At 65.7% G+C, this 12670-nt stretch carries 10 protein-coding genes; 6 read left to right on the top strand and 4 right to left on the bottom strand.

The annotated features are described in order from the left end of the window. Positions 1–302 precede the first annotated feature (302 nt). Positions 303–3128, bottom strand: a complete 2826-nt coding sequence (locus tag SB754_RS00180; protein WP_410783233.1) for an FAD-binding and (Fe-S)-binding domain-containing protein — start codon at positions 3126–3128, stop codon at positions 303–305. 1 nt (position 3129) lies between these two features. After that, complete coding sequence (locus SB754_RS00175) at positions 3130–4845, bottom strand: IlvD/Edd family dehydratase (RefSeq protein ID WP_410780332.1); 1716 nt, start codon at positions 4843–4845, stop codon at positions 3130–3132. A gap of 104 nt (positions 4846–4949) precedes the next feature. Between SB754_RS00175 and SB754_RS00170 the strand changes: the two genes are divergently transcribed. The 6 genes from SB754_RS00170 to SB754_RS00145 are packed head-to-tail and all read left to right on the top strand — an operon-like array spanning position 4950 to position 9922. After that, complete coding sequence (locus tag SB754_RS00170; RefSeq protein WP_410780331.1) at positions 4950–5723, top strand: IclR family transcriptional regulator; 774 nt, start codon at positions 4950–4952, stop codon at positions 5721–5723. Beyond that, complete coding sequence (locus SB754_RS00165; RefSeq protein ID WP_410780330.1) at positions 5720–6616, top strand: SMP-30/gluconolactonase/LRE family protein; 897 nt, start codon at positions 5720–5722, stop codon at positions 6614–6616. The genes SB754_RS00170 and SB754_RS00165 overlap by 4 nt, the downstream gene beginning before the upstream one ends. 9 nt (positions 6617–6625) lie before the next feature. Further along, positions 6626–7486, top strand: a complete 861-nt coding sequence (locus tag SB754_RS00160) for a fumarylacetoacetate hydrolase family protein (protein WP_410780329.1) — start codon at positions 6626–6628, stop codon at positions 7484–7486. Next, entirely contained in the window at positions 7483–8499 is a 1017-nt protein-coding gene (locus tag SB754_RS00155) for a zinc-dependent alcohol dehydrogenase (protein WP_410780328.1), read from the top strand. The genes SB754_RS00160 and SB754_RS00155 overlap by 4 nt, the downstream gene beginning before the upstream one ends. A gap of 2 nt (positions 8500–8501) precedes the next feature. Beyond that, a complete protein-coding gene (locus tag SB754_RS00150; protein ID WP_410780327.1) occupies positions 8502–9251 on the top strand; it encodes an SDR family NAD(P)-dependent oxidoreductase in 750 nt (249 codons plus the stop codon). Then, the gene (locus SB754_RS00145) at positions 9248–9922 is read left to right on the top strand and encodes an SDR family NAD(P)-dependent oxidoreductase (protein WP_410780326.1); all 675 of its coding nucleotides are present in this window, start codon (positions 9248–9250) and stop codon (positions 9920–9922) included. Before SB754_RS00150 ends, SB754_RS00145 begins: the two co-directional genes overlap by 4 nt. Before the next feature lie 139 nt (positions 9923–10061). Here the strand turns inward: SB754_RS00145 and SB754_RS00140 are convergent, their stop codons facing one another. Continuing rightward, entirely contained in the window at positions 10062–11084 is a 1023-nt protein-coding gene (locus SB754_RS00140; protein ID WP_410780325.1) for an ABC transporter permease, read from the bottom strand. Next, positions 11077–12654, bottom strand: coding sequence for a sugar ABC transporter ATP-binding protein (locus SB754_RS00135; protein ID WP_410780324.1), 1578 nt, complete (start codon positions 12652–12654; stop codon positions 11077–11079). The genes SB754_RS00140 and SB754_RS00135 overlap by 8 nt, the downstream gene beginning before the upstream one ends. Positions 12655–12670 lie beyond the last annotated feature (16 nt).

Genomic DNA, 12670 nt, shown 5'->3' with positions numbered 1-12670 from the left:
CGTCCACGGATACGGGGGCACCAGCGGTTTTCGCCGCGCAGTTGGGCGGTGGGGTGTCGGCGGTGGCGGCCGGCGCGAGGGGACTCATCACGAGAACCGCGGCCATAGCGGCGGCGGCGAACAGCGTACGCTTCATGTGTGCTCCAGCTTCTTCGATGGTAGGAGTGCGGTGCGCAGCGCCCGCGGAGACAGCGCGGGCGCTGCGCGGTTGGTCGGACCGCCAGGGAGTGGGCCGCCCAACCGAGCTTCAAGTATGCGGATGGGTGGCCCTATCTCCTAGGGGCCCGGGGACTTTTGCGCAACTAAGAGAGCGACACTCTTCCAGATTCGGCCGACAACGAACGGGCCAACGTCTGGAGGATGTGCTCGTACTCGCGTCCTGTCGCGCGAGTCATGCCGAGTTCGCAGGTTCGGTTGAGGGATGCGTAGGCCGCGGTGTCCGCATGGACCGCCTGCGCCGCCTGTCTCGCGGTGGCGGAGGCGGTCAGCTCGGGATGGAGCATGCCACGGTCACCGGCGAAGGCGCAGCAACCCCAATCATCCGGCACGATCACCTCCTCAGCGGCTGCCTCGCTTACCCGCCTGAGCGCGTCCTCCAGGCCCAAATGCACGGAGGAGCAGGTGGGATGCAGCGTGACCGAGGGGATCTTCTTCCCGACCGGGAGTCGCGGAAGAACCTCGGCGTCGACGAACTCCACGGCATCGATGACCCGAACCCCGGACTCCTGAGCTGATTCGAGCAGGATCCGCAGACCCTCGGTGCATGAGGACGCGTCGCACACGACCGGCAGTTGCCCGTCGCGGGTCGCGCGCAGAAGCGAAGCGGTCACCCGCCCCTTCATTACGTCGTACCCCTCAGTGAGGCCCTTGGATTTCCAGGGTGTGCCGCAGCACAGCGAAGGGATATCGTCCGGCGTGGCGACGACAACCTCGGCACGCTCGCAGAGCTCCAGGAACGACGCACTGACACCGTCATTGCCGACCGGCCCGAACATGGTGTTCGTGCAGCTGGAGAAATAGACGGCGACGGCGTTCTCCGCAGCGATCGGGCGTCGCTGCGTTCCCCCCGGCGGGAGGTCCTCCGAGTACTGGGGCACGACATCGGGGCCCAGGAGCACGCGGCCGACAGCGGTTGCTACGTGAGAGAGAAAAGGAGGCATGGCATCGGCGACAGTCATCGCCATGCCTCCGGCATTGCTGACGCCTCTCCAGTGTTTGGATGCGGTCTTCCAGCCGGCCTGCATCACGGGGTTCTGATTCTCGGCGCGCAAGCGGCGCACGAGATCGCCCGTGTTGATCAGCACCGGGCAGGCGGTCTGGCACATGCCGTCCACGGCGCAGGTCTGCACGCCGTCGTACGAGTACTCCATCCGCAGCTGCGCCGCGAGGTCCTCATCGCCGGATGCTTCGGCGTCAGCCAGCTCCCGCCGCAGCACGATGCGCTGCCGAGGTGTCAACGTGATGTCCTTCGAGGGACACACGGGTTCGCAATAGCCGCATTCGACACAGCGATCCACCTCTGCCTCGACCGTCGGAGCGGTCTTGAGATTGGTGACGTGTCCGTCCGGTTCCTCGTTCAGCAGAACGCCGGGGTTGAGCAACCCTGAGGGATCGATCAGCCGCTTGATCTCGTGCATCACCGCGTAGAGCTCGTCGCCGTACTGACGACGGACGAACGGCGCCATGATGCGCCCGGTGCCATGCTCGGCCTTGAGTGTGCCGCCCTGTCCCAGAACGAGTTCGACCATCGCCTCGGTGAATGCCTCGTACCTCGCCATAGATTCGGGGTCGTCGAAGCGTTCGTTGAGCATGAAGTGGATATTGCCGTCCTTCGCGTGCCCGAAGATGACGGAGTCCTCGTACCGGTACTTGTCGAACAGCAGGGTGAGTTCTCGGCACGTCTCGTAGAGCCGCTCGACCGGAACGGCGATGTCTTCCAGCAATGCGGTGGTGCCCGAGGGGCGGTTGCCGGCGACGAGGGTGTAGAGGCCCTTCCGGAGGTGCCAGAGCTGTGCGCGACGACTTGCGTCGGAACTCAGGTGGGCGGGCTCGGTGAGCGTGAGGCCGCCGAAAACGGCTGGCGCGTCGGCGAGCCGGGCGGCGAGCGCATCAGGTGTCTCCTCCTGATACTCGACCAGCAGCGCAGCATGATCGACCACCCGCAGTGCTCGCAGTTGGTCTGTGGCGTCGGGATCGCGCTGGGCGACGCGCAGGCTGGTCGCGTCGAGCAGTTCGATGGTCGCGAACCCCGCGGCGACGAGCGCAGGCAATGCAGAGGTCGCGGCTGACAGTTCGGGGAACAGCAGCAGGCCGGTTGCGACGTGCGGTAGCACCGGGACGGTGTTGAAGGTCGCCTCCGCTACGAAGGCGAGCGTTCCTTCGCTACCGATGACGAGGTGCTCCAAGATCTCCACGGGCCGGTCATGGTCGACGAAGCTGTTGAGGCCATACCCCATCGTGTTCTTGATCGAGTAGAGCGACCGGATCGTCGCCACCGACTGTGGGTTCGAACGGACACGGTCGCGGAGGACGAGGAGACCGTCGTAGAGAGCCGGCTCCATGGTGCGCAAGTGGTCGTCCGCGTCCGGTCGGCCGGTGTCGAGCACCGTGCCGCTGGGCAGGACGAGGATCGCGGACTCAAGCGTGCGGTAGGTGTTCGCGTGGGTGCCGCAGGACATCCCGCTCGAGTTGTTGGAGACCACGCCACCGATCGTGCAGGCGATCTCGCTGGCCGGGTCTGGGCCGAGTTTGCGCCCGTGCCGGGCGAGTCGCGTGTTGACCGCGCGCACGGTGGCGCCAGGGCCGGTGCGCACGCGTGCACCATTGTCGAGCACGAGAATCGAGCGGAAGTTCCGGCGGGTGTCGACCAGGACACCGGAGGTTCCGGCCTGGCCGCTCAGGCTCGTGCCCCCCGACCGGAACGTCAGTGGAACGCCCCGTGCATGGCTGGTCGCGAACAGGCCGGCCACCTCCGCCGCCGAGGCGGGCGCGGCAACGGCTTGCGGGGTCAGCAGGTAATGCGAGGCATCGTGCGCTGCGGCCAGGCGGTCGGTCGCGCGGGTGCGGACGGACTCGCACACCGCCTCAATCGCGGCGACGAGGTCCGTGTCGACGGGCGGAAGACGCATCTCAGTGGGACTCACGACTGACCTTCGAACCACTGGAACCGACGAGGAAGTCCAGGTCGGCGCCAGTGTCGGCCTGCATGACATGGTCGACGTAGAGTCGCTCCCACCCGCGCCGCGGGTTGGCGAATCCTTCTCGTGTCGCCGTGTTCGGCACGCGGGCGGCGAGCTCGGCAGCAGGGACCTCGAGGTCGAGGCGGCGGCCGCGGACGTCGAGGGTGATCCAGTCGCCGGTGCGCACCAGGCCGAGGGGGCCGTCGGCCGCGGCCTCGGGGGTGACGTGGAGCACGACGGTTCCGTACGCGGTCCCAGACATGCGGCCATCGCAGATGCGGACCATGTCGCGCACGCCCTTTTCCAGCAGCTTCTTCGGCAGAGGCATGTTGGACACTTCGGGCATGCCCGGATATCCCTTCGGGCCGCAGCCGCGCAAAACCATGACGGAGTTCTCGTCGATCTCAAGATCGGGATCATCGATGCGGGCGTGGAAGTCCTCGATGCTGTCGAACACGACGGCGCGGCCTCGGTGCTTGAGCAGATGCGCCGAAGCGGCGGCGGGCTTGATGATCGCGCCGCCGGGTGCGAGCGTGCCGCGCAGGACGCTGATGCCCGCCGCGGGCAGCAGGGGCGTTTCGCGGGGGGTGATGACGTCCGGGTCCCAGATCCGGGCGTCGTCGAGGTAGTCGACCAACGGCTTGCCGGTGATGGTCAGTGCTGTCGGGTCGAGCAGGTCGCGCACCTCCCGCAGGACGGCGAGGAACCCGCCGGCGCGCTGGAGGTCGTCCATCAGGTACTGGCCTGCCGGTTGGAGGTTGACCAGCAGCGGCACCTGCGCCCCGATGCGGTCGAAGTCGTCGATGGTCACGTCGATGCCGAGCCGGCCGGCCACAGCCAGCAGGTGCACGACCGCGTTCGTCGAGCCGCCGATCGCGGCCAGGGCGACGATCGCGTTGTGGAAGTTCCCCTTGTTCAGGAAGGTGCTCGGGCGGCGGTCCTCGGCGACCAGCTGAACCGCGAGCCGGCCCGTCTCGTGGGCAGCCTCCAAAAGCCGAGTGTCCGGCGCGGGTGTGCCGGCGAGTCCGGGGATCACCGTACCGAGCGCCTCAGCCACCAGCGCCATCGTGCTGGCGGTGCCCATCGTGTTGCAGTGGCCCTTGCTGCGGATCATCGACGATTCGGACTTCATGAACTGCTCTTGGCTGAGTGATCCGGCCCGGACCTCTTCGCTCAGCCTCCACACATCGGTTCCGCAGCCGAGGGCCTCGCCGCGGAAGTGGCCGGTCAGCATCGGGCCACCCGGTACAACGACCGCGGGAAGATCGACCGACGATGCGGCCATCAGCAGTGATGGGATGGTTTTGTCGCAGCCACCCAGGAGCACGACGCCGTCGACCGGGTTCGCGCGGAGCATCTCCTCCGTCGCCATCGCTGCCATGTTCCGCCACAGCATCGCCGTCGGCCGCACCTGCGTCTCGCCCAGGGATACCACCGGGAGTTCCAGCGGGATCCCGCCTGCCTCGTAGATGCCGTTCTTCACCGACTGAGCCACTTCGGTGAGATGCGAGTTGCACGGGGTGAGATCGGAGGCCGTGTTCGCGATCGCGATCTGCGGACGGCCGGTGAACGCGCTACCCGGGAGCCCGCGCCGCATCCACGCGCGGTGGATGTATGCGTTGCGGTCGTCACCGGAGTACCACTCGGAACTGCGAAGGTTCGACACCGTTGTTCCAACTCTCGGAATAGTGGTCTATATGATGAAACTGTTGCTAGCATAAGCGACCGACGAGGAGGACACCACCGATGCCGCAGAATCCGAGAGCCAGCGTGGGGGAAGAGCGTCTGGTCGGAACCGATCGCGTGCTGGCCGTTCTCACCGAACTCGCGACCCATCCCGCCGGAGCCTCGCTCGAAGAGATGGTGAAGCGCACCGGGCACCCCAAGCCCACCGTTCACCGCGCATTGGCGTCCCTCAAGCGCGCGGGCCTCGCCATGCAGGACGGCCGCGGCCACTATGTCCTCGGCGACGAGTTCCTGCGCCTCGCGTTCGCCCACCACGAAGCCCGGCCCGAGCACATCCGTGTGCGCCCGATCCTCGACCGGCTCTCGGAGCGCTTCAACGAGACCATCCACTTCGCCGTGCTCGATGGCATGGAGGTCGTGTACCGGGACAAGGTTGATCCCCTCACAGGTGCGGTACGCCTCACGTCGACCATCGGCGGCCGGAACCCGGCACACTGCACCGGCGTCGGCAAAGTTCTCCTGGCTTCCCGGCTCCGCACGCTGGACGAGGTGGAGCGATGGATCGGCGACCGACAGCTTCAGAAGCGCACCGCCAACAGCCCGGGGACCGCGCTCGAGTTGCACGCGCAGCTCGTCGAGGCGAGGGAACGCGGATATGCGATCGATGACCAGGAGAACGAGCCTGGCATCAATTGTCTGGCCGTTCCCGTCTATCTCGCCTCGCCGAGCGAACCTTCGGGGGCCGTGAGCGTGAGCGCGGTCGCGTACCGGACGCCGCTCTCCGCTCTGGTGGCGGCGCAGGACGAGATCCACGACATCATCCGGGAGACGACCGGCTGGCAGGAGCGAACAGCGTGACCCACGACCTCACCCTGGCGACCGACGAGGCGTTCTTCCTGGCCGAGGGCCCGCTCTGGGATCCGATCCGGTCCCGGCTGCTCTGGGTCGACATCCCCAGCGGCACCGTGCTCGTTGGCACGCTTCGGGCTGACAGCACCATCGACATAGTCGATCGCGTCAGCGTCAACGAAACAGCAGGTGCGGTGGCCGTCGCCCAGCGCGGGGAATGGCTTATCGCCGGCGGCCACCGACTCATCGTGGTCGATCCGCACGGAGGCGTTCTTCCGCTCGCACCGCTCGTTGACGGCCCGCGACGCTTCAACGACGGGAAACCGGACCCAGCGGGGCGATACGTTGTCGGCACTTTGTCGCTGGAGGGCGGATCGGTGACAGAGAAGCTGCTCCAGGTCGACAGCAACGGCAGCGTCCGCGTCATCGACGATGACCTGACCCTGTCGAACGGCCTGGCGTGGACCGGCGACGGCAGCATTCTCTACAGCGTCGACACCGAGCGCCGCGTCGTCTTCCGACGCGGTTACGACGTCGCAACCGGCGAGACCGGGTCGCGGGATGTGTTCCTGACCTTTGACAAGGGCTATCCGGACGGCATGACAATCGATTCTGAAGACCACCTCTGGATCGCGATGTGGGGAATCGGCGAAGTCCGCTGTTACTCACCAGACGGCCGCCTGGTCGAGGTCGTCACCGTTCCCGCACCGCACACTTCCAGCGTCTGCTTCGCCGGGCCCGACCTCGCAACTCTCGTTATCACCACGGCCACCCAAGACCTCGACGAGGTTCAGCGCGAGGAGTTCCCCCTCTCGGGCCGACTCTTCACCATCAAGCCCGGAGTCCGCGGACTCCCTCAACCCCTGTGGGCCGGGATGTCCGACCCCGCCTTGTTCCAGTAGAGGAAACAGATGAAACTCCTTCGCATCGGCGCGACCGGCGCCGAGAAGCCCGCCGTCCTGGCCGACGAGCACAGCTACGTGGACCTCTCCGATGTTGTACTCGACTTCGACGAAGCCTTTTTCGCCCACGATGGCATCGGCACGATTCGATCGGTTGTCACGCAGCGGATCGAACGCGGCGAGGTCGAGGAACTCGGCGACCAGCGCATCGGCGCCCCCATAGCGCGCCCACACCAGATCATTTGTGTTGGCCTGAACTACTCCGACCATGCCGCCGAGACCGGCCAGGCCGTGCCGAGCGAACCGATCCTCTTCACCAAGTCACCGAACACCCTCATCGGCCCGAACGACGACGTCCGCATTCCCCGCGGCTCGACCAAGCCAGACTGGGAGGTCGAGCTCGGCATCGTGATCGGCAGGCGCACCAGCTACCTCGACACGGTCGAGCAGTCCCGTGACCACATCGCGGGTTGGACGCTTGTGAACGATGTCTCCGAGCGCGCCTTCCAGATGGAGCGCGGCGGCCAGTGGCTCAAGGGCAAATCCGCTGAGACCTTCAACCCCGCCGGCCCCTATCTGGTCACCCAGGACGAAGTCGCCGACGTCAACGAGCTCGGCATGTGGCTGGATGTCAACGGCGTTCGCCGCCAGACCGGCACCACCTCGACCATGATCTTCGACCCGTACTTCATCGTTCACTACATCAGCCAGTTCATGGTGCTCGAACCGGGTGACTTGATCAACACTGGAACCCCTCCCGGAGTGGGGATGGGCTTCCGGCCCGAGATCTGGCTGCAGGCCGGCGACGTGATGGAACTCGGGATCGATGGCCTCGGCGTGCAGCGTCAGAACGTGATCGCGCCACGATGAAAGCCTTCGTCGTGCGCGCCCCCGGCGAGGCCGGCGTCGAAGAGGTCGCCGACGCCGTCGCCGCTGCTGGCGAGGTGCTGATCGACGTCAAGCGCGCCGGTGTCTGTGGTACCGACATCGAGTTCTACACGGGCGAGATGCAATACCTGCACGACGGCAACGCAGAGTTCCCCATACGGCTAGGACACGAGTGGATGGGCGTCGTCACTGCGGTCGGAGAGGGCGTCGATCCGTCCTGGATCGGACGGCGGGTGACCGGGGACACGATGGTCGGCTGCGGGAAGTGCTACCGCTGCCTCGACGCCCGACACCACGTGTGCAAGAACCGCTTCGAACTGGGCATCCGCGGAGGGCTGCCCGGCGCACTGGCAGAGCACCTCGCCTACCCTGCCGCCTACCTTCACCCGCTTCCGGACTCCGTCAGCGATTCCGCCGGCGCCCTCGTGGAACCGGCCGGCAATGCGCTGCGTTCGGTGTGGGGGGCCGACCTTTCGCCGGGCGACCGGGTCCTGATACTCGGTGCGGCGACGATCGGACTTCTGGTTGCCCTCTTCGCTCGTGCCGCCGGAGCGGAAGTGCATCTCATGGGACGCAGTCCCCGGTCGCTCACCTTTGCGAGGACGCTCGGTTTCGACGCCGCCTGGACCGAGCAAACGCTCCCCGAGCTGCCATGGGACGCTGTCATCGATGCGTCAAACGCCGAACACCTTCCCGCAAAAGCCCTCGAACTCGTGGAGCCCGGCAAACGCGTCGTCTACGTGGGGCTCGCCGGAAGCCCGAGTCTGATCGACACCCGAACGCTCGCGCTCAAGGACGTGACAGCGGTGGGCATCCTCGGCGCCAGCCAGGGACTCGATGCCGCGATCACCGCTTTCGCCGACGGCTCTGTCGATCCGGAACCGCTGGTCTCAGCGGTCATCGGGCTCGATGAGCTCGCCGGCGTCCTGGCTGGGGGAACCCCGGCCGACGCCGGTCCCGGGCCCAAGATCCACGTCGCCATCGGGGACGTCTGATCGTGAGCGAATTCGAGGGGCGAGTGGCAGTAGTAACCGGCGGAGCATCCGGAATCGGCGCCGCGATCACGCGCCGGCTGAGGAGTGGTGGCGCCGAGGTCGCCGTGCTCGACAGGGACGTGAGCGCAGGCGATGAGAATTTCCGTGCCGACATCACCGACGACGCGTCGGTGCGCGCCGCGATCCGCGCCGTGGCGGAGCGGTACGGACGCATCGATATCGTGATCAACAACGCCGGAATCGGGGCGCAAGGCACCATCGAGACGAACGGTGACGCCGAGTGGCATCATGTCTGGGATGTCAATGTAGTCGGCATCGCTCGCGTCACGAGGGCAGCGCTGCCACACCTGCGCGCGTCGGACGCGGCGGCGATTGTCAACACCGGCTCGGTGGTTGCGACCGTCGGCCTGCCCGAGCGCGCGCTCTACAGCGCGACGAAGGGAGCGGTGATCGCTCTCACCCGCGCAATGTCCGCCGACCTGCTGAAAGACGGCATCCGAGTCAACGCCGTCTCGCCAGGAACGGTCGACACTCCCTGGGTCGAACGGTTAATGAATGCAACAGACGATCCGGCGGCGACCCGCCGTGCGCTCAAGGCGCGGCAACCGCATGGCCGGCTCGTCACGGCGGACGAGGTCGCTGACGCTGTTGCTTATCTCGCGAGTCCCCGGTCGGCATCGACGAACGGTCTTGTGCTCGCCGTCGACGGCGGCCTTTCATCGATCAAACTCCCCGAAAGGAACCCGTCATGAGAAGAGCAGTCGTCACCGGTGGAGCCAGAGGACTGGGCGCAGCCAGCGCCGAGCGCCTCCGGGCGGACGGCGTCGAGGTGGTGACCATCGACCTCGCCGGCGATGTGGACGTGCGCCTCAACATCACGGACGAGGATGCCCTGGCCAAGGCGGCTGCTTCCATCGGCGCGGTGGACATTCTCATCAACTCGGCGGGCATCGTCGGGCCCAACAAGCCGCTACTGGAGACGACCACGGCCGAGTGGTCGTCGGTGCTCGGTGTCAACGTGCTGGGTACCACGGCGACCATCCGGGCTTTCGCACCCAGCATGGCGGAACGCGGCTGGGGTCGCATCGTCAACTTCGCCAGCATGGCCGGCAAGGATGGCAACCCGAACCTGTCGATCTACTCCGCGTCAAAGGCGGCGGTGATCGCCCTCACGAAGTCGTTGGGTAAGGAACTCGCCACAACCGGGGTGCTCGTCAACGCCATCGCGCCAGCCGTGATCGCCACCCCAATGAACGACGACACCGCCCCTGACGTCCTCGCACACATCACCAGCCTCATCCCGATGAAGCGCGTCGGCCGCGCGGAGGAGGTCGCCGCCCTCGTCTCCTGGCTCTCCTCGGACGAAGTCAGCTTTTCGACCGGTGCGGTCTACGACATCAGCGGAGGTCGGGCGACTTACTGACGGCCCCGCAGGTCGCACACAGAACCTGGCCAAGCTCCCGAGACCCCGTTGCGTTCTCGTCACGATCCCGGTGTGAACCGGAAACAGCCCCTGTCGCACAGGCAACCAGGAGGTCGACGCCCGGAACGGTCGCGATCATTCAGCTCGGTAGCCCGATCCGACGCTCCCCCGAACGCAGCTGCTGAATGACGACAGCTAGAACCAGCACTCCCCCGGTTGCAACGTCTTGCCAGAAGCTGTTGACATTCAGCAGCGTAAGACCGTTGGAAAGGACACCCAGCAGCACCACCGCCAAGAGCGTTCCGATCACGCTCCCCTTGCCTCCTTTAAGAGCGGCGCCTCCCAGGGCCGCCGCAGTGACCGCCTGCAGCTCCAGCCCCGCGGAGCCCGAAACCGGCTGGCCGGACCCCGTGCGGGCCGTAATCAGGACTCCGGCGATCGACGCGACGAGCCCCGTGACCACGAAGACCCCGACGATGTAGCGGTTGATATTGATGCCGGCCAGCCTCGACGCCACTCCGTTGCCACCCACCGCGTAGACATTGCGGCCCCAGCTGGTGAATCTAAGGAAGACATACACGAGGGCCGATATCAGAATCAGGATCCAGATCAGAGTGGGTATGCCAACAAGAGACCCGCGCGATATGAATATGAAGAATGGGTCGGAGCCGGTGTAGCCCTGCGCCGAACCATTCGAGATGAGATCTGCCACGCCGCGGTAGGCGGCCAGGGTGGCCAGAGTCGCGATCACGGAGTTCACGCGCCCAAAAACGATGATGCACCCGTTGATCACGCCGCAGATCACGCCGACCAGCATCGCCGCTGCGACGCCTACCATAGGTCCCGCTGCAGTGAAGACCATCGCCGACACCACCGAACACAAGCCCGCAAGGGAACCGACAGAGATGTCGAGCGCTCCAAGGATGATCACGATGGTCTGCACAACAGCGAGGAGGCCTGAGATGGCGACAGCCTGGCCGATCACACGCATGTTGTCGAGCCCGAAGAAGAGCGGATTTTGTACTCCGATTACCGCAACGAGAACGACGATCGCGATGACGAGAGAAAGGTTTTGGACACCGATCCGCTGGACGATGCGCCGGGCAAGCGAGCGTCGGGGCGCGACCGTGTCCTGCTTCAACACGATGAGGGTGTCAGTCATTGTGGAGTCCTTCGTTGCTGTCGGAAGTTGGGGCCTGCTCGCGCGGGGCAGCGTCGTCGGTGAGCGCCAAGGAGAGGATTCGTTCCTCGGTTGCATCCGCACGGTTCAACGAACTGGAGAGTCGCCCGTGCGCCATCACGTAGATGCGGTCGGATAGCCCCATCAACTCAGGAAGTTCGCTGGAAACGACAATCACTGCGGTCCCCTGAGCAGCGAGCCCATCGATGATTCGGTAGATCTCCGCTTTCGCGCCGACGTCAACACCCCGTGTGGGTTCGTCCAGGAGCAACAGTTCGGGGGCGATCGCCAGCCAACGCGCGAGCACCACTTTCTGCTGATTTCCACCGGACAACCGCTTAACCAGTTGGCCCGGGCTGGGCGTCCGGATGCGCATACGACTGATGAAACCGGAGGCGATCGTCCTCTCGCGCCGAGCAAGCACAAATCCGGCGCGGGAGATTTTAGGGAGGACCGTGAGCACAATATTGTCGCTGATGCTGCGTTCTAGGATCAGCGCTTCGGCTTTGCGTTCCTCCGGCGCGAATCCGATGCCGACTGCGATCGAGTCAGCGGGGCTCTTGAACGTGACCGGTCGGGACTTGTATGTGATCGATCCGCTGCGGACGGGGATATCTCCCACGATGGCGCGGAGGAGTTCACTACGACCCGCTCCCACGAGACCCGCAATGCCGACGACCTCTCCGCGGCGGACCGTTAATTCGACCTCGTGGACGTCGTCGGTGGTGACACTGTCGAGCTGCAGGATCGGCTCACCCGGCTGGTGCGGGGTGCGCTCGAACAGCTGCGAAAGGTCGCGGCCGACCATCATTCGGACCAGCTCATCGCTGCTCGTCTCAGAAGTTTGTCGTGAGCCGACCAGTGTCCCATCCCGAAGCACCGTTACCCGGTCCGCAAGTTCGAACACTTCGGGCAGACGGTGAGAAACGTAGGCGATCGCCACTCGCCGACGGCGAAGTTCCGCTAAGAGCCGGAAGAGTATGTCCACTTCGTGCTCCCCCAACGACGAAGTTGGTTCGTCGAAGCAGATGACCTTCGGCGAGCCTTGCAGAGCTCGCATGATCTCGACGATCTGCCGCTGCGCGGCGGTGAGATCCTTGCCAAGCATTCCCGGGTCGATCGAGCTGCCAAAACCATGCTCAGCGAGTTCTTGCCCAGCCTCTCGTTCGAGAAGAGACCTGCTGTACCGCCAGCCACGCTGCCGAAGAGCACCAATGTAAATGTTCTCGGCGACGCTCACGTCGGGGGCGATCTCGGGCTCCTGGGCAACGACCCTTACCCCCATCCGTCGGGCGTGAGCCGGGTCGCGAAACGCGACCTCACGTCCCCCTAGAAGAAGCGCGCCCGAGCTGGGTGCGTGGTCGCCGGTGAGGATCTTCAACAGAGTTGATTTGCCGGCACCGTTTTCTCCCATCAGGGCGACGACCTCGCCTGCCCGAAGTTGGATGGATGCACCCGAGAGGGCGGCCACCGGTCCGAATCGTTTCGCTACATTCACGGCCTCGAACACGACAGGATGAGCCTCGGGCTGGCCGGGTGAGTTGTCTTTCATGCGTACTTCTCCCTTA

This window comes from Leifsonia sp. SIMBA_070, assembly GCF_046534635.1.
GTDB lineage: Bacteria > Actinomycetota > Actinomycetes > Actinomycetales > Microbacteriaceae > Leifsonia.
This window is presented reverse-complemented; position numbering and strand designations above follow the sequence as displayed.